This window comes from Alteromonas sp. ABM1_013 (assembly GCF_056160505.1).
This window is the reverse complement of the sequence record NZ_JBSWXH010000001.1, coordinates 926539-945275: the sequence shown is the minus strand read 5'-3', so window position 1 is coordinate 945275 and position 18737 is coordinate 926539. Positions and strand designations below refer to the sequence as shown.

The window sequence follows — 18737 nt, the reverse complement described above, 5'->3', positions numbered from 1 at the left end:
GTTCCCTGCGTATTTATGAACGCTTTAGAACAAGAGGTGTTTTTATATTAGCTGTATTGATGAAACTACTTCTGGCTTTCAGAAATAAAATAACTTAACTCTTTAATGCAGTGGCGTAATACCGGGTTTAACCGCGTGTTTTTACCATTCATCACAAATAGCTCGTGGCTAAAGTTAAAAAGACTCCCTTGAGCAATAGGCACAAGTCCTAACGCCGCCCCCTGCTCTTTTGCCATGTAATCAGGTAACAAACCGATATATTCGCCCGTCATAATTGCGGACATCGCAGCGTCAAAAGAATCAGAAAAGGTTTGTATAGATAGCCTTGTCTCATCTTCAATGTAGTTAGCTGATGACAGGCCAGCAATGCCAATGGCAGGATAATCACCAATCTTCACATTCTCTGGCAATTCAGTATCGCGATACTTTGCCAACGGATGGGTTGGCGCACAATATAGACGCCCTTCAGTTTCAATCCCCACAGGGTGAAAAGTCACTGATTCAGGTTTTACCATGTCATAGGTTGAAACCACAAGGTGACACTCACCTGATAACGCAACATGTTCTACTTCGTTATATAAACGAGTTTGGATATTCACGTGGATATCATCAAACTTCTTCATTGTACTTTTAACTGCTTTACTTACAGCCATGTGCATTGAAAGTGGGAGGCCTGCCATTAACACTAGCGTGATATGACCAGAATAATCATCGTGTAGCGATTTTAGATTAAAAACAAAGTTATCGAAGGCATTGAAGATGCGCTTGGTTTCTTGAAAAACCACCTCACCTTCTTTTGTCATTTGAAAACCACCACGACCACGATGACATAGCACCAAATCCAAACGCTCTTCGAGCTTTTTAATGGCGGCACTGATATTTGGACGTTGCATACGCAACACGGGTTCAGCCGCAGTAAATCCGTTGCAGCTTGCTACAGCATAAAACACACGCAGTAGCTTGATATCTGACTCCTGAAGACGATTAAGCATGTTAGCACCTGTTTTTAGGTATAGTTATAGATACTCTAATGAGAACTATATGTAACTAATCGTGCTATTACAACGACATTTTGCTGCTTTTCGTCTCATTTAATAATAAAAAAACAACTTCTCTGTTTCGTAAATAGTTATCTACAGGAATATTTTTACATAAGTAAAAAGAACTAAGCAAAGGTGAAGAGCAAGTAGAGATCTGTTATTCAGATTTATACGGAATACGAGCGCAAGGGGCTTTTTAACAGCCCGCATATATAATTACTCACTCAATGAGAGTTAGAATATTCGTAATCGCGGCGTGTAACCGTAGGAGTAGTGGTTCGACATCAAGGTTACACCACAAAGAGTACGGACATTTTAGACTCGTCCTTCGGGAAGATCTGGCAAGTAAAGCGCCCCCAATAAGTACTGAAGGCGTTGACTTGGCAAAATGCTTAAGAAAGCGCAACTACCTGTTTTCTAAGTGATTCAATATCGTCACGAAGTGACGCCGCTTTTTCGAACTCAAGCTCCCGAGCATATTCGAACATCTGTTTTTCCAGTTCGGTGATTTGATCCATTAACTCAGTTGCACTTGCTGTCTTCTGTTGCTTTTTCTTTTCTTCAACCTTGCGCAGTCTTACCTTACCAGAAGCAGGATGTGCACTATCACCCAAGTCCATTATATCGGTAATAGGCTTATTGAGTCGCATTGGTGTAATGCCGTTTGCCTCGTTATGTGCCATTTGCTTTTCACGACGACGGTCCGTTTCGTCTATCGCTTTTTTCATAGATTTGGTTATGCTGTCACCATATAAAATGGCTTTACCATTCACGTGTCGCGCAGCTCTACCAATGGTTTGAATAAGCGAACGCTCAGCGCGCAAAAAGCCTTCTTTATCTGCATCTAAGATAGCCACCAGCGACACTTCAGGCATGTCTAAACCTTCACGCAACAGGTTGATACCGACCAAGACATCAAATTTCCCCAATCGTAAATCACGGATAATTTCAATTCGCTCTACAGTATCGATATCCGAATGTAGATAGCGCACCTTAACGCCGTGCTCGTTTAAGTACTCGCTTAAGTCTTCGGCCATACGCTTTGTTAAGGTAGTAATAAGCACACGTTCGTCAAGCTCTACCCGCTTTTGAATTTCAGACAGAACATCATCGACTTGAGTTGCAACAGGGCGCACTTCAATAACCGGGTCTAAGAGCCCAGTGGGCCGTACCACTTGCTCGACTACCTCGCCGTCAGTTTTCTTCAACTCATAGTCACCCGGCGTTGCAGAAACATAAATGGTTTGAGGACAAATTTGCTCAAATTCTTCAAACTTAAGCGGACGATTGTCTAACGCAGATGGCAATCTGAAACCAAACTCCACTAGCGTTTCTTTTCTAGAGCGATCCCCACGGTACATAGCCCCTACTTGGGAAACCGTAACATGAGACTCATCGATAAACATCAAGCCATCTGCCGGAAAATAATCTAATAAAGTTGGAGGCGGCTCGCCCGGCGCTCGTCCCGACAAGTAGCGGGAATAGTTTTCAATACCTGAACAATATCCAAGCTCCATCATCATTTCGATATCAAACTGGGTACGTTGTGAGATGCGTTGCTCTTCAATAAGCTTATTCGTTTCTTGAAGCTGCTTTTTGCGATCGCCTAATTCATCCTTTATATGCTCAATAGCATTCAGAATTTTCTCTCGCGGGGTTACATAGTGCGTTTTTGGGAAAACCGTCGCGCGAATAACAGACTTATCCACTGCGCCCGTTAACGGGTCGAACAGACTTATCTTATCTATTTCATCGTCAAACAGCTCAACCCGTACGGCTTGCTTTTCAGAGTCGGCGGGGAAGATATCAATGACATCGCCACGCACGCGAAATGTACCCCGTTCAAAAGCCAAATCGTTACGCTTGTACTGCAGTTCTGCAAGGCGACGTAAGATATCACGCTGATCCATAGTGTTGCCCTGTCGAAGGTGCAACAGCATTTTCATATAGGATTCAGGATCACCCAAGCCATAAATAGCCGACACACTGGCCACTATCACTACGTCCCGGCGCTCCATCAGTGCCTTGGTAGCTGATAATCGCATTTGTTCGATGTGATCATTTATAGACGCGTCTTTTTCGATAAAGGTATCGGTACTAGGAACGTAGGCTTCTGGCTGGTAGTAATCGTAATAGGAGACAAAGTACTCTACGGCGTTATTGGGGAAAAACTCTTTCATTTCACCGTACAGTTGAGCCGCCAGTGTTTTGTTGTGTGCCAAAATAAGTGTTGGTCGCTGCACTTCTTTAATCACGTTAGCCATGGTAAAGGTTTTACCTGACCCCGTAACACCCAGCAGTGTCTGGCCAGCCAAACCACTTTCCAAGCCATCCACCAAAGCTTCTATTGCTTTTGGCTGGTCGCCTGCTGGCTTGTATTTAGAATGAAGCTCAAACCCTCTACTCATTTACTTAACCTTTTCTTTAGCTTACTGCTTAACATTTTGCTCTCGGTCAAACTACTTAACTTTACAAACACACAACCTTGGTTGGCCACTATGGTATTAGCTGCGCTCAGATGTTTTCTTATCTGATTCAAACTGAGTAATCGCACGTTTGAAAACAACAAATGAAACACACGCCATTGCAATATTGGCAATGACAGTACCGGCAAATAACCCTTTCAGTTCAAATAGAAAACTACCGGCAACGCTTATTGGTACGAAGAAAATAAATAAGCGGATGACACTTAATACTAATGCCGTCATGGGGCGGTGCATTGCGTTCAACGATGAATTAGTCAGAATTATAATGCCTTGCATGCCATAACCCAGAGGTACAATCATCAAAAATAGCTGTATTAATACGCTTACCTCTGCTTCATGGGCAAAAGCAACGGCTATCCAGCTAGACATTGCCCACATAAGAAGAAAAATGCCGAACTGCCAAACAAGAACAAACTTCAAAGTAAGCGAATATGCTTTTTTAACCCGCTCTACCTGCCCTGCCCCTACATTTTGGCTGATAAATGGAGGCAGCGTCATAGATAGCGCTAGAACGACAATACTAGCAATAGACTCCATTCTATTACCTACCCCCCAAGCTGCCACTGCTTCGGCGCCGTAACCAGCAACTACAGCTGTCATCACACCACCTGCAATTGGGGTTAACATATTTGCCCCTGCCGCAGGCAGCCCTATTTTGAGAATCTCCCGGCTGCTGTCACGGAGCTCGGTGATTGTTAGAAGTCGAGGTAACATCAACTTTCGACGTACAGATAAAATATAAAGTATCCATATGGCACCAACTATCCACGCGATAAAGGTAGCCAGCGCCGCACCTTTTATTCCCATTGCGGGAATAGGCCCAAGTCCGAATATAAAAATAGGGTCAAGCAACGCATTTAAACCGCCCCCAGCTGCCATCACTATGCTAGGCGTCCGCGTGTCACCACATGCGCGTAGTACACTATTGCCCACCATAGGCATAGCTAAAAAGATGCTCGACAAATACCATAGCCCCATATAGTCAGATATATATGGCATTAAGTTATCTGTGGCATTAAGCAGTTTAAATACAGGCTCTATGGTAAAAAAGCCAATCAGTGCTAATGACCCTACCAGCAAAACAGACAGCATTAGTGAGCCTGTAGCATAGTGTTGGGACTTGGTTATTTCCTTACTACCCTGCAATTTCCCTATAATTGCCGAGGTTCCTATACCTAAACCAATGTTCAGACTGATTACTGTAAAGGTCACTGGAAAGGTAAAACTGATAGCAGCTAATGGGTCTGTGCCCAACAAACTGACGAAAAAGGTATCGATAAGCCCAAAGCTCATCATCATTACCATTCCTAATATCATAGGAATAGTCATACGCTTTAACGTAGTACCTATATCTCCTCCCAATAAGTCGGAAGTACGTTGTTTAGCGTTACTTTTTATCACTAGATCTCCGGCTGAATGAATTCCCCTCATTAATTGCACGCTAGTGTAAAACGGTGAACACTATTTAGCTATTCTGTTTCGATAAACAAAGCAAAGAGCAAGAGGGAGAGAAGAAATATGGTGTTTTTAATGAAAATGCATGCGTTCTACGAATTTGTTCGCTATTCGCTAAAAGCACTACTTTGTCGTTAATTGTACGCGATAAATGTGTCAGTAAGTCCGTGACAGTTTAGTTTCTATTCTATTTCACTTTTAATATAGTCACTTCTGAAGTTCGTTCACGTTAAGTTTTCACTGCTTAACGCTTGAAAGAACAACAAAAATGTTAATAGATTGTAAGAACCTGAGAAATAACATGGATTTTGTTGGATAGCATTTAGTCATTCGTTGAATTAACACACAAGCTACTTTTTGTTCAACCGATCAATTTAGATCGAAGGTTGCGATCACAAAAACAGTGCTAACCCTTTGTAGTATATAGAATATCACCCCACATCCAGGCCTATTCAATCGGATCAATTAATACCTGATCTTACAAAAGCAGTAGGCGAATCTAAGCTATCAACATAGTTATCCACAGATTTAGTGGATAACTACCGCCAGACCATATTCGGCGGGATTTCGTGCTCGATTAATTTCTCATCACGTAAGTGATGACTAACCTTTTAATCCTCAGGTACAGGTTACAGATTTATTAAAGGCTGTACATAATAACAGTATGGAAGCAATTTTTTATTCTTTTTAGTTATATTACTTACCTATACTGAGATATATAGCGAAAAAGAAAAAATCATTTTCTTTTATAGCTAAAAGCACACTTGTTTATATGTTAATAAGCAACATGTGCACTTATTAACCATCACTTTCGCTACATTGACGACAAAATGAGCATTAAAGCTGTAAAAAGCTATTTTTTGCGCAGTCAGCACAAATATTTCATTTATGTTGTTGACAGTTCCTAAGTACGTCTTTAATATTCGCCCCCGTTGAAGCACAGGTCCCCCTTAGCTCAGTTGGTTAGAGCGACGGACTGTTAATCCGCAGGTCCCCCGTTCGAGTCGGGGAGGGGGAGCCAACTTCAGCAAACAACTTAGGTGTCGATTCCCCCTTAGCTCAGTTGGTTAGAGCGACGGACTGTTAATCCGCAGGTCCCCCGTTCGAGTCGGGGAGGGGGAGCCACTTAGTTGGCTCTTAATCGCCTCACCCACTTCATTCTATTTTAATTCCTAAAACAACGCGTTTAGACATTAAATAACCCTAATTCAATCAAGTTGTTAAACCCGTTCTAAAAAGGGATAATAGACCTAATCTGTTTTTCTTTTTAATTCGCGGGCATTGTCCGTCAAGATTCCTCGAAGGAATTGCGTTATTCATGACTGAATTTTTACTGCTATTGATTGGTACAGTACTGGTTAACAACTTTGTGTTGGTTAAGTTTCTCGGTTTATGTCCGTTTATGGGTGTATCTGGAAAACTGGAAACCGCCATGGGTATGTCTATGGCCACCACATTTGTACTCACCCTTGCCTCGGCTTCAAGTTACCTGGTTGAAACCTATTTACTTGCGCCTTTAGGTATTGGCTATCTCAGAACCCTAGCCTTCATCCTTGTTATTGCGGTGGTTGTTCAGTTCACAGAAATGGTCGTGAACAAAACAAGTCCTACCTTGTATAGACTGTTAGGTATATTTCTTCCTCTTATCACAACCAACTGTGCAGTTCTTGGTGTAGCGTTGTTAAACCTTACGGAGCAGCATAATTTCATGCAGAGCCTTATTTATGGATTCGGGGCTGCAGTAGGTTTCTCCTTGGTATTGGTGTTATTTGCAGCTATGCGTGAGCGCTTAGCTGCTGCTGACGTACCTGTCTCATTCAAGGGTGCATCAATTGCCATGATTACCGCAGGCCTTATGTCCCTCGCATTTATGGGATTCAGTGGGTTGGTGAAGGTGTAATGTCGATGTCTACTACGATCATACTTGCTGTCATTGCAATTGGCGTCCTAGCCCTTATTTTTGGCCTAGTCTTGGGCTATGCGAGCATTCGCTTTAAAGTAGAGGGCGACCCCCTTGTCGAGCAAATCGACGCCGTGTTACCACAAACCCAATGCGGCCAATGTGGTTATCCAGGTTGTAAACCTTATGCTGAAGCTATTGCAGATGGCGATGACATTAATAAATGTCCTCCAGGCGGTGAAGCAACAATTAAAAAACTTGCAGACTTAATGGGGGTTGAACCCAAACCCCTTGACGCAGCACACGGCGAAGAAGACGTCAAAAAAGTTGCTTTCATTCGAGAAGATGAGTGCATCGGCTGTACCAAATGTATCCAAGCCTGCCCTGTCGATGCCATATTAGGTGCCGCAAAACACATGCATACCGTTATTACTGATGAGTGTACAGGATGTGACTTATGTGTAGACCCCTGCCCTGTCGACTGCATTGACATGGTGCCAATCGTTCAAACTACTTCTACATGGAAGTGGGATTTCGAATCATCACCTAAAGGTGATATCCCTATCAAAATGGTATCGTAATTGTGATGTATCCAAGTTTTGATTCAATTATAGAAGCGCTTGAAGCGGGGAAGCTGTACTCATTTCCAGGTGGTGTGCATCCTGAGGATAAAAAATCACTTTCTAATACGTCGGTAATTAAAAAGCCATCGTTGCCTGAGTTATTGATAGTACCATTGCGCCAGCACATCGGTTCAGACGGCATATGCTGCGTAGAAGTTGGCGATACCGTGTTAAAAGGCCAAATTCTTTCGCAAAGCTCCTCGCCTTTTTCGGTACCTGTACACGCTCCCACCTCTGGAGAAGTCGTTGCAATAGCGCCGCATGTTGTTGCTCATCCTAGCGGCTTAACCGAAATGTGTATATCAATACGCCCGGATGGTAAAGACACATGGGGCGACCTGTCGCCCATCGCTAATTACAGCGAGCTTGATAAAAACAAACTTATTGAAGCCATCTGCCAAGCTGGTATTTCAGGAATGGGGGGCGCAGGCTTCCCGACCCATATTAAAACCTCAACGTCTAAGCCTGTTGAGTTTCTTATTCTAAACGGGATTGAGTGTGAACCTTATATCACATCTGATGACCGGTTAATGCGCGAGCACGCATGGCAAATACGCCAGGGTTTAGACATTTTGACTCACCTTATCGAACCTAAGGCAATTATAGTTGCGGTCGAAGACAACAAACCCGAAGCGTTTGAGGCGCTCAATATTGCTTGTCAGGATAAGAAAGACTACCGCGTGGTTAGCGTTGAAACTAAATACCCTGCCGGCGGTGAAAAACAGCTGATCCAGGTAGTCACTGGTCGAGAAGTGCCAAGAAATGGTTTGCCTGCCGATGTAGGTGTGATGATGTTTAACGTAGGAACCTGCTATGCCATTGCAGACGCTATTTTGCATGGTAAGCCGCTCATAGAGCGTATTGTTACCGTAACCGGTGAAGCAGTTAAATCCCCTAGTAACTTCAGAGCGCTTTTAGGTACCCCTGTTTCTCATTTGTTAGAAGAAGCAAGTTACAACCCGAAAAAACAGAGAGCGCCCAAGGTCATTATGGGCGGCCCTATGATGGGCTTCACCTTATCAGACGCAACTATTCCTGTGGTAAAGACCACAAACTGTTTACTAGTCCCGGCTAAAAAAGAGCTTGTAGATGATAATGCAGAACGCCCGTGCATACGCTGTAGCGCGTGCGCCGATGCTTGCCCGGCATCACTGCTCCCACAACAGATTTTTTGGCACGCTAAAGCAAAAGAATACGACAAAGCCGAAGAATACGACCTTTTCGACTGTATAGAGTGTGGCGCATGCGCTTATGTTTGCCCCAGCGAGATACCGCTGGTGCATTACTATCGCCAGGCGAAATCTGAGATACGCATTCAGCGCGATGAAAAGAACAAGGCTGAAAAGGCCAAGCAGCGTTTTGAAGCGCGTAAAGAGCGTTTAGAGCGTGAAAAGCTGGAGCGAGAAGCAAAGCATAGAAAAGCAAAAGAGGCGCGGTTAGCCGCAAATAAAGCCAAAGAACAAAACGCTGCAGCTGTAGATAATGCAAATAGCACGGCTGATACTGGCGCAACGGGAGCAAAGGATAAAGTAGCGGCGGCGCTTGCACGCGCAAAAGCAAAAAAAGCGGCAATGCAGGCCAAGGCTAAAGACGAAAATACGCCAGTAAACGCTGAGGAGCCTGCCCCAGCGGCAGACGATAAAAAAGCGCAGGTAGCTGCTGCTATCGCCAGAGCGAAAGCGAAGAAAGCAGCCCGAGCTCAAGGTTCAGAGCAAGCTGAGAACGTCACTGAGCCAGCGGCTCAGGTATCATCGCCAGAGGATGATAAAAAGGCCAAAGTTGCCGCTGCTATCGCCAGAGCGAAAGCGAAGAAAGCAGCCCAGGCTGGCCAGCATTCAGATGCGTCAATAGAAAACCAAGCAGGTTCTCAAGTCGAAAAAAATGCTGCTCTTTCAAATTCTGAGACATCAAATTCTGAGCCTTCAAAGACTGAAACTAACGCAGACCTATCAGTTGAGGAAAAGAAAAAAGCGCGAATCGCAGCGGCTGTTGCTAAAGCAAAAGCGCAAAAAGCCGCAAGAAATGACGCAAGTGGCCAATCTGAGCAGGCTACGCCCACTCAATTTGGCGAGCAGCAAGACAATCAGTCTAAAGAACCGCTAGGTGAAACGGACGCTAAGGATGAAAAGAAGGCTAGGATAGCTGCTGCCGTTGCTAAAGCGAAAGCCAAAAAGGCCGCGTCGCAAAAAGCACAAGCATCTAGCCCTGTTAGTGAAGCTGACACAGACAGCCAAGACGTTAGCTTGCAAAAAGAAGCGGATCCTCAAAGTGTCAACGGCCAAGATAATGGTGCTCAGGATAACAAGGCTTTAAATTCATCTAGCAACTTGAGCGAAGCGGAACAGAAAAAGGCCCGCATTGCTGCCGCCGTGGCAAAAGCAAAAGCCAAAAAAGCGGCCAAACAGGAAGGGAATCTAGAGGACAATATAGAAGGCGAGCAAGTAGATGCTAGCAACAGTGACCTCAGCATAGAGACAGCTTCAGCGCAAAATGCGCAGGATGTAACCAGCACGCCTAATGAGAATACTAACGACGCTCCATCTAAAAGTGACGCCGACGAGAAAAAAGCGCGTATAGCAGCCGCAGTGGCAAAGGCCAAAGCAAAAAAGCTTGCTCAGAGCACAAATGACGATTTAGCAGCCTCACAAGATACTGCTGAACAAGAAAGTCACAAGGAAAATGAACAGAGCGAGCCGCCTAGTGAAGCAGAACAAGTAGCAAGCATGCAATCAACTTCTCAAACCACCACTGCTCAAGATGAAAAAAAAGCACGTATAGCGGCAGCCATTGCAAAAGCTAAAGCCAAAAAAGCGGCGGCTGAACAAGAGAAAGAATCAGAATGAAGTTAAGTTTATCGAGTTCACCACACCAACGGGTTAAACGCGATACCGGACAGGTCATGCGCATGGTCATTTACGCCATGATCCCAGGCATGATAGCCCAATCTATTTTTTTTGGTTGGGGCATGCTTATTCAAGCGGTCATTGCAGTAGTAAGTGCACTGGTTATTGAAGGGGTTATTTTATTTTTAAGAAAGCGCCCTATCGAACGCACGCTTACTGATTACAGCGCAGTTTTAACCGGCTTGTTAATTGCGATTAGTATTCCACCTACTCTGCCGTGGTGGATGACGGTCATTGGGGTATTTTTTGCGATCGCGGTTGCTAAACAGGTCTATGGTGGGCTTGGCTTCAATATTTTTAACCCCGCAATGATAGCCTACGTGGTTTTGCTTATTTCATTCCCGGCAGCCATGAGCCTATGGCTTCCTCCTGCAACCCATGCCGGTGTTACGCCAAGCTTCTTTGACTCGTTATCATTGATATTTACAGGCTTCACTACCGGCGGCTACGATGTTACTCAGCTTAAAACTATTGCCGACGGTGTAACCATGGCTACACCGCTAGACACGTTAAAAACTGACTTAACACAAGGCGTGACTTATTCAGAGTCTTTAGCTAAACCGATTTTCGATGGCGGCATATTCGACGCCGCTGGTGCAGGATGGGGTATGGTGAGCCTTGCCTATTTACTTGGCGGTCTTTACCTATGGAAAACCCGTGTTATTAGCTGGCACATCCCAGGTGGCATGCTGCTGAGCGTATTTATCTGTGCATCACTCCTTCATTTAGTTAACGCCGATTACTATGCTTCACCGCTATTCCACCTATTCAATGGGGCAGTAATAGTAGGCGCATTTTTTATCGCAACCGATCCGGTTTCAGCGTCAACAACCCCAAAAGGCCGAATTATATTTGGAGCTGCCATTGGTTTTTGGGTAGTTATAATACGTACATTTGGTGGTTACCCCGATGCGGTGGCGTTTGCGGTGATCATTATGAATATGGCGGTACCGCTTATTGACTATTACACCCGCCCTCGCGTTTACGGTAAAAATGTGGGCAAAGGCCGAGGTAAGCAGTAATGATGAAAGAAAGCTTGGCCAAAAACGGCCTTATGTTAGGTGCGTTTGCCGTTGTCACCACAGCGTTAATAGCGTTAACCTTTTTCGGCACCCAAGACAAAATTGAGCAACAAAAGCAGCAAAAGCTTTTAAGCGTACTTAATGAAGTTGTGCCTAGTGAATTCCACGACAATGCCCTGTACGCCAACTGCACAGAAGTCAACGCCCCCGAACTGGGTATCAAAAAAGCCCATAAGGTATACCGGGCCACGCTAAACGGCGAACCTAGCGCGCTTGTGCTGGAAGCCACCGCTCCAGATGGTTATAGCGGTGATATAGATATTGTTGTCGGTGTAAAAGTAGATACACATATTGGCACCGATAAACAACAGAGTATGAAAAGCGACTCCAGTAGCGGTGAGAGTGAAAACCTCAATACCTCTGCCCTACCGCTAACCGATATGGTTGAGCTCGACGCGAGTTCTTCCGAAATGAATACGCCTGAAATAAAAACGACCAATATGAGAGTGCTTGGCGTACGCGTTATCGAACACAAAGAAACCCCTGGGCTTGGTGATAAAATTGAGCTTGCAGTGAGCAATTGGATCACAAGCTTCAGCGGCAAGTCTTTCTCACCAGACAATTTAGCCCCATGGCAAGTCAAAAAAGATGGCGGCGAATTTGACCAATTCACAGGCGCTACTATAACACCAAGAGCGGTAGTCACAGCCGTACGTGAGGCTTTACTTTACGCTCAGGCTAACCAAAGCGCGCTATTCTCCGCTCCCAACACCTGTGCAATAACAGATTCGGTTGAAACAATAGATGCCGTTAATGTGGATGAAACGCAACCTCATAGTGTAGAGGAGTTATAACGTGACTGACTTTCGCGACCTGTCCTTGCAAGGACTTTGGAAGAACAATCCTGCGTTAGTACAGCTGTTAGGATTGTGCCCCCTACTAGCCGTTACCGCTACCTTCATTAATGGTTTAGGACTTGGCCTTGCTACCATGTTGGTTTTAATTGGCAGTAACATTACCGTTTCACTCGTTCGAAACGTGGTAAGAAACGAGATTCGCATCCCTGTTTTCGTTATGATTATTGCAGCATTTGTAACCATTGTTCAGCTTTTAATGAATGCCTATACCTACGACCTTTACTTGGCGTTAGGTATTTTCATTCCACTGATTGTAACTAACTGCGCCATCATAGGTCGCGCTGAGGCCTTTGCATCGAAAAACGGGCCCCTTGCGTCCGCATACGATGGGTTCATGATGGGCTTAGGATTTACCACTGTGTTGGTGGTACTAGGCGGCATGCGAGAAATACTGGGTGCGGGTACGTTATTAGCGGGTGCAGATAGGCTATTTGGGCCCATTGCTGCGAATTGGACTATTACACTGTTCAACACAGAAAACCCATTTCTACTTGCGATATTACCGCCGGGTGCGTTTTTAGGCATGGGACTTCTTATTGCTATTAAAAACAGCGTAGATGCCAAGTTAGCAGCTAAGCAAACATCGCCTGCGGTGAAAGCTGAGCGCGTGCGTGTTACTGCAGAGAGTTAAATCATACTGTAATTATTAGTGTGGCTTGACGGAGTAAGCGAAAACTTCAGCAGATGGCGCAAACGTTTTAACTTAAAAAATTTACACCTTGTTTAGCGACCATATTAAAAAAGTATATAGAAATGAATGATGTAGTTAAGCCGGCAAAGCCGCTTTCTAAGCAGGAAAAAGTAAAAGAAATAATGCGAATTTTGGATGACCTTTATCCAGAAATTCCTATCTTTTTAGATCACAAAGACCCATATACGTTACTCATTGCGGTTCTATTATCGGCCCAATGTACCGACGAGCGCGTTAATCAAATTACGCCAAAGCTGTTCGCCCGCGCAGATAACCCCTACGACATGGTGTTGATGAGTATTGAAGAAATACAAGACATTATCCGCCCTTGTGGATTATCGCCTATGAAGTCGAAAGGCATCTGGCATTTGTCCGATATGATCATTAAACAACATAATGGTGAAGTTCCAGCAAACTTTGAAGCGCTGGAAGCCATGCCTGCTGTTGGCCACAAAACAGCCGCTGTGGTTATGTCGCAAGGCTTTGGCATTCCTGCTTTCCCGGTAGATACACATATTCACCGTTTAATGTACCGCTGGGGTTTATCGAACGGAAAAAGCGTAGAGCAAACAGAACGTGATGCAAAACGCCTGTTCCCTAAAGAAAGATGGAACGACCTCCATCTACAGATTATCTTGTACGGCAGAGAATACTGCCCTGCTCGCGGTTTTGATTTAAATAAGTGTGTTATCACACGTGAGTTCGGTAGAAAGAGCTTTATAAACGAAGTGTTGAAAGAACAAGAGAAAAAGCAAAAATTGGCGCTTAAGAAGAAGCGTAGATAGAACTTAAGGCAAGCCTTTGCGATTCAAACAAGGAGTCTATAGACTCCTTGTTCATATACCGGATAGCGCTAATCTTGCGGGCTAAATTGGCGAAAAGCATAAGCTCTTGATGAAGCCTCTGTTGATATGACAATACCATTTCTCTCAATAATTGAGTTTTGATATTCAAAGGGAAATACACCATAAGCGAGAAGCCCTTCATATTCGAAATCTTCAAAGCAAGTCTCCGCTTTAATCGTAATATCGAAAAGTGAATTGATCCCGATAATTGGCTCTACAGAGCCTGAGTATATGCAACCATTAGTATCTGAACCGCTGATCATCCCTTCGTTATCGATAGCAAACGAACGAGTGTAGGCGCCATCAGACCAAGAACTTGCATAATTGCCAGCAATATCGATAAGTGAAACATCCTCGGTAGCGCTGACTTTGTTGGCAGAGAAATCAAGTGTGAGACCCGATACTGTCGCTGAGCCTTCTAAACTGTCACCATTCGCTGTGAGCTGCATTGTGCCATGCTTAGTCATGCCTTCTCCTGGATACAGCATGGTATCGTCAGAAGTAAAGGTATCTTCGCTTATATCGCCGTGAGCAATAAGCGTGTCTCGCGAGGCCTGCGAAAATACAATAGCTTTACCTTCAGAGGAAACCGCAACAACAACCTCTTCTTGCCCATCTTCAACTGTTGAAGTTTGCCCAAACCATACGCCTAGTACTGAATCTGGCCTCACTACATTGTCATTTGAACTACCGCCACAACCAACAAGCCAAAATGCACAGACCAATGAACCGAAACAAGCCTTATTGTTGATAATACTTGAGAAGGCTAATGTTCTATTTTTGAAATAAGTATAGAGAGGTATCTTCATATTTACTTTCCTTGTTATTTTTGTCCTTTTCAGAAGGTAACATTATTTTTAACAACCAAGTAGATCTGCTTTGCGATTAACTTACGACTTCGGCTTGTGGTTTACCTCGAAAGCACATCTCAATTTGGCTATGATAAGCACGTCATATTTTTGCTCACGCAAATAAACAAAAATATAAAAATAATCCACGGAGAACACATGTCCCGATTGAATAATATCGCTAGGAATCTAGCGTTTGGTGCATTAGTAAGTGCATGCAGTTTCGGTGTTTTTGCTGAAACTTCCCCCATTACTGACGAGCAAAAGAAAAATGCCGAGACGCTAATTCAAAAAGCGCTGAAAAGTGACTTAGGCTATAGCATCGTCGAATCACTAACCACAGAGATAGGCCCACGCCTTGGCGGTTCAGAAGCAGAAAAGCGAGCAAGAGATTGGGGCGTAGAGGTAGGAAAGCGTCTAGGCTTTGATAAAGTGAGTATAGAAGAATTCACTATGCCATTTTGGGATAGAGGCCATCTGCATATTTCACTGACCGCGCCATACATGCAGCCCCTTTACGGTACCGCGTTAGGTGGAGCGGCTCCTTCAGAGAGCGAGATCAACGCTGACATCGTGTATTTCAGGGATATTCATGCACTAACCGCAGTTAAAGACGGCGCGCTGAAAGGCAAAATTGCGTTTGTCGATGGCGACGCCATGGTAAAAAGCCAAACGGGTGCAGGTTATGGTCAAGCGAATCAGCGTCGCCGTATTGGTTGGCAACATGCACAACGCGGTGGTGCTAAAGCTTTAGTTGTACGTTCGGTAGGCTCAGACTCTCATCGCTTCCCTCACTCTGGCATGATGAGCTCAGACGGTGATGAGTGGGCCGATATCCCAGTAGTTGCTATTTCTAACCCCGACGCCGATCATCTTCGACGCCTACACAATTTAGGCAAGCCACTGTCGTTATCGCTCCATTCTGAGTCAAAGTGGAAAGGCGAAGTAAATAGCGGCAACGTAATACTAGATTTAGTAGGAAGTGAAAAGCCTGAAGAGATTGTGCTCATTGGTGGTCACTTAGATAGCTGGGACCTCGGCACTGGCGCTGTAGATGACGGTGCGGGCGTTGCTATTACCACAGCGGCAGCCGCATTAATTGCATCACTGCCTGAACGCCCTAAACGCACTATTCGTGTAGTTATGTTTGGCGCTGAAGAAGTAGGCTTGTTAGGCGCGTTTGCTTATGCAAAACAGCATGAAAAGAACCTTGCTAACCACGTACTTGCTACAGAGTCTGATTTTGGCGCGCAAACAATTTGGCAACTTGTGTCGAATGTGAACCCTGAAGCAACAGTACTGGTAGATGAAATCGCAAAAATCCTGTCCCCGCTAGGTATAATTCGCGGTGGTTCAGACGTTGCTGGTGGCGGCCCCGACATTATACCGCTAGCAGCGAAAGGCGTACCGACTATCCGGTTGAACCAAAACGGACGAGATTATTTCGATCTTCATCACACGCCTGATGACACATTGGATAAAATTAACCCTGATGAACTGGCGCAAAACATTGCAGCTTATGCAGCAAGCATATATCTGTTAGCAGATTCAGACGTCGACTTAAAAGCCAAACAATAACCACAGGTTATTTCTATAATGACGTTGGTTAGTACACACCCGTACTAGCCAATGCTTTTCTTGTAACAACACACCTTTATTTACAGCGCTTAATACATACGACGCAGTTGCACGACTGAACACGCAAGACCTATAACCTTTTAGCTTTTTAGCATCATTATTGACTATACAGCGATAAAGTCTCTTAAGCGCTTGTTATTAAGCACGAAAGCATAGAATGGGTAGTTAGAACTTAATTAGCTCTCTTGAATAAGCTGATCAATAAATCGCTTTGCTTCTTGTCTCGATGATAATTGAACATGTCGATAGGTGTTCGCATGTTTGAAGGCAACAGCTGTTTTATTTATGGAGATATTTGAAATTAACGCACCTGGAATAAGGCTGTTAATGGTAGAGATAGAGTTTTGAAATTGCATATTAAATACTTCTTTATTGATATTGTTTGTTTTGAATTCCTCGCAGGTTGGGTTAAGAAATCTAAAAACGAAAATTAGGCTCTTTTCACATTTTACGTGAAAAAGAGCCCATCTTTGCGGGTTACTTCAAATAAGAGAAATAACCCTAAGCTTGCTTACAGGTCTTAAAGAACTGTTACGTTAGCAGCTTGTGGGCCTTTTTGGCCTTGTTCAACTTCAAAGCTAACCGCTTGACCTTCAGCAAGAGTCTTGAAGCCGTCAGAAGTGATTGAACGGAAGTGTACGAATACGTCTTTGCCACCAGCTTCAGGAGTAATGAAACCGAAACCTTTTTCTTCGTTAAACCACTTAACTGTACCGTTTACAGAATTAGACATAATAATAACCTTTTAAAAAATTGATGTAATGGTGGAAGCCACCGAATAGCAATAGACATAACTAAGCTAGTAAAGCAGTTGTATATCTATCTAGCACTTCAATTTGAAGGTATAAAGAAAGGTACAGCGCAGTATTAGGTAAAGCATAAAACATATCTAGAGCGAGCGAGACAATACAGGTTATTGACCGCGATGTCCAACTATTTCGGGATTATTTTTTAAGCATTGCAATGCGATCTAATTACGCCTCCCACAATGAATACGTATGTTTGTATAACGCCAATAGCAGCTAAGTTAATCTTATTCTTTTTTCGCTAGGTTTTAATTATGACAGACATGTACTCATTATCGGGTAAAACCGCCATCGTGACAGGTGGCGGCAAGGGACTGGGTAAAACTATTACCCGCTTTCTATTAGATGCAGGAATGAAAGTAGCTATCTGTGGACGCAACAAAGAAACGATAAACGAGACTGTTGAACAGTTAGATGCGCTATTCCCCGGTAAAGTCATTGGGGCAAAATGTGATGTATCAAAAAGTGATGAAGTCGCAAGTTTCGTAAAAGAAGTTAAAAATGCATTTGGCGAACTTCACGTTCTTATCAATAACAGTGGTTTTGGTAAAGAAACGCTCATCTGGGAAACCAGTGAAGACGATTGGGATGAAGTGATGGATACCAATGTAAAAGGTTCCTTCCTTATGTGTAAGCAAGTGGTGCCCCATATGATTGAAAATCGAGAAGGTTACATTATTAATATTGCCTCTCAGGCGGCACTAAATGGATATGCCAATGCGGGCGTTTATTGCGCTTCGAAATTCGCATTGGTGGGATTTGGTAAAGCTCTTCAAGAGGAAGTGCGACCTTATGGCATTCACGTACATTCGCTCAACCCTGCGCTAATTCAGTCACAAAAAACAGGATCAGAGAAAGTAGACAAGGGTTTGATTCAAAACGAAGACTTAGGAAAAATGGTGGTTTATCTGTTAAGCCAACCACGTAGACTTAAAATTGATAATATCGGCATGTGGGGTTTTTAATACGTTTAAGTGGAATTGTAAAACTGTCTTAAAGCGTTAACATTTTTCCATTATCATGGTGTGTCGTTTGCGTTGACCAACGAAAGTACTATGCGGGGATCTGTATAGCTAGAGTTCTGGATACATGTGGCAACTGCAAACGCGCACATACAATGCAGTGTACCATTGGGTAATTCTGATGGTTCAAATAGGAAATAGTTATGCGAATGCTTCACACCATGCTTCGAGTTGAAAACTTAGAGGCGTCACTTCACTTTTACACCTCATTGATGGGCATGCGCCTTCTTCGACAATCAGAAAACAAAGAGTATGAGTACACCCTCGCTTTTGTAGGATATGGAGAAGAGACCGATAGCACCGTGTTAGAACTTACTTATAACTGGGGTGACAACACCTACGATAAGGGTAACGCGTACGGCCATATCGCCATTGAAGTAGACGACATCTATCAGTTTTGTGAAAACTTAGAAGCAAATGGCGCTGAGGTGTACCGTAAACCCGGCCCCGTAAAAGGTGGCTCTACCGTCATCGCTTTTGTACGCGATCCAGATGGGTATGCCATAGAACTTATTCAAAATAAGTCTATTTCACTATAGCG

16 protein-coding genes and 2 tRNA genes are annotated in these 18737 nt (G+C 44.0%); 12 read left to right on the top strand and 6 right to left on the bottom strand.

Translation table 11 applies throughout. The features are described 5' to 3' along the window. Positions 1-65: 65 nt before the first annotated feature. The 3 genes from ACXAGK_RS04010 to ACXAGK_RS04000 all read right to left on the bottom strand — a co-directional run bounded on the left by ACXAGK_RS04010 (position 66) and on the right by ACXAGK_RS04000 (position 4927). Positions 66-992: a LysR family transcriptional regulator gene (locus ACXAGK_RS04010; protein WP_118489862.1), complete on the bottom strand. Its 927-nt coding sequence runs from the start codon at positions 990-992 to the stop codon at positions 66-68. Positions 993-1432: 440 nt separating this feature from the next. After that, positions 1433-3448: an excinuclease ABC subunit UvrB gene (gene uvrB / locus ACXAGK_RS04005; RefSeq protein WP_474854248.1), complete on the bottom strand. Its 2016-nt coding sequence runs from the start codon at positions 3446-3448 to the stop codon at positions 1433-1435. 96 nt (positions 3449-3544) lie between these two features. Further along, complete coding sequence (locus ACXAGK_RS04000) at positions 3545-4927, bottom strand: MATE family efflux transporter (protein ID WP_474854246.1); 1383 nt, start codon at positions 4925-4927, stop codon at positions 3545-3547. Positions 4928-5925: 998 nt separating this feature from the next. On the opposite strand from ACXAGK_RS04000, the gene ACXAGK_RS03995 reads away from it, so the two are divergent. From ACXAGK_RS03995 to ACXAGK_RS03955, 9 genes are all read left to right on the top strand, one after another. Beyond that, positions 5926-6002, top strand: a tRNA-Asn gene (locus tag ACXAGK_RS03995). A gap of 27 nt (positions 6003-6029) precedes the next feature. Further along, positions 6030-6106: transfer RNA gene (locus ACXAGK_RS03990), tRNA-Asn, on the top strand. A gap of 193 nt (positions 6107-6299) precedes the next feature. After that, the gene (gene rsxA / locus ACXAGK_RS03985; protein ID WP_179982770.1) at positions 6300-6881 is read left to right on the top strand and encodes an electron transport complex subunit RsxA; all 582 of its coding nucleotides are present in this window, start codon (positions 6300-6302) and stop codon (positions 6879-6881) included. Further along, positions 6881-7462: an electron transport complex subunit RsxB gene (gene rsxB / locus ACXAGK_RS03980; RefSeq protein ID WP_179982769.1), complete on the top strand. Its 582-nt coding sequence runs from the start codon at positions 6881-6883 to the stop codon at positions 7460-7462. The genes rsxA and rsxB overlap by 1 nt, the downstream gene beginning before the upstream one ends. Positions 7463-7467: 5 nt before the next feature. After that, positions 7468-10347 (top strand): electron transport complex subunit RsxC, encoded by a 2880-nt coding sequence (gene rsxC, locus ACXAGK_RS03975; RefSeq protein ID WP_474854484.1) that lies wholly within the window; start codon positions 7468-7470, stop codon positions 10345-10347. Beyond that, positions 10344-11429 (top strand): electron transport complex subunit RsxD, encoded by a 1086-nt coding sequence (rsxD, locus tag ACXAGK_RS03970; RefSeq protein ID WP_474854244.1) that lies wholly within the window; start codon positions 10344-10346, stop codon positions 11427-11429. Before rsxC ends, rsxD begins: the two co-directional genes overlap by 4 nt. After that, positions 11429-12283, top strand: a complete 855-nt coding sequence (locus tag ACXAGK_RS03965) for an RnfABCDGE type electron transport complex subunit G (RefSeq protein WP_474854242.1) — start codon at positions 11429-11431, stop codon at positions 12281-12283. The genes rsxD and ACXAGK_RS03965 overlap by 1 nt, the downstream gene beginning before the upstream one ends. A gap of 1 nt (position 12284) precedes the next feature. After that, positions 12285-12977 carry an electron transport complex subunit E gene (locus tag ACXAGK_RS03960; RefSeq protein ID WP_474854240.1) on the top strand — a complete coding sequence of 231 codons (693 nt, stop codon included), beginning with the start codon at positions 12285-12287 and terminating at the stop codon, positions 12975-12977. A gap of 122 nt (positions 12978-13099) precedes the next feature. Continuing rightward, complete coding sequence (locus tag ACXAGK_RS03955; protein ID WP_014948779.1) at positions 13100-13822, top strand: endonuclease III domain-containing protein; 723 nt, start codon at positions 13100-13102, stop codon at positions 13820-13822. Positions 13823-13890: 68 nt separating this feature from the next. On the opposite strand, the gene ACXAGK_RS03950 is transcribed toward ACXAGK_RS03955, so the two are convergent. Then, positions 13891-14691: a hypothetical protein gene (locus tag ACXAGK_RS03950; RefSeq protein ID WP_474854238.1), complete on the bottom strand. Its 801-nt coding sequence runs from the start codon at positions 14689-14691 to the stop codon at positions 13891-13893. A 198-nt stretch (positions 14692-14889) separates the two neighbouring features. Between ACXAGK_RS03950 and ACXAGK_RS03945 the strand changes: the two genes are divergently transcribed. Then, positions 14890-16308, top strand: a complete 1419-nt coding sequence (locus ACXAGK_RS03945; RefSeq protein WP_474854237.1) for a M20/M25/M40 family metallo-hydrolase — start codon at positions 14890-14892, stop codon at positions 16306-16308. Between the two features lie 236 nt (positions 16309-16544). On the opposite strand, the gene ACXAGK_RS03940 is transcribed toward ACXAGK_RS03945, so the two are convergent. Further along, positions 16545-16724: a hypothetical protein gene (locus ACXAGK_RS03940; protein WP_334057716.1), complete on the bottom strand. Its 180-nt coding sequence runs from the start codon at positions 16722-16724 to the stop codon at positions 16545-16547. A 164-nt stretch (positions 16725-16888) separates the two neighbouring features. Continuing rightward, the gene (gene cspE / locus ACXAGK_RS03935) at positions 16889-17101 is read right to left on the bottom strand and encodes a transcription antiterminator/RNA stability regulator CspE (RefSeq protein ID WP_025254517.1); all 213 of its coding nucleotides are present in this window, start codon (positions 17099-17101) and stop codon (positions 16889-16891) included. A gap of 327 nt (positions 17102-17428) precedes the next feature. Between cspE and ACXAGK_RS03930 the strand changes: the two genes are divergently transcribed. Further along, positions 17429-18139, top strand: a complete 711-nt coding sequence (locus ACXAGK_RS03930) for an SDR family oxidoreductase (protein WP_474854235.1) — start codon at positions 17429-17431, stop codon at positions 18137-18139. A gap of 200 nt (positions 18140-18339) precedes the next feature. Further along, positions 18340-18735, top strand: coding sequence for a lactoylglutathione lyase (gene gloA / locus ACXAGK_RS03925; RefSeq protein WP_179982761.1), 396 nt, complete (start codon positions 18340-18342; stop codon positions 18733-18735). Positions 18736-18737: the final 2 nt, after the last annotated feature.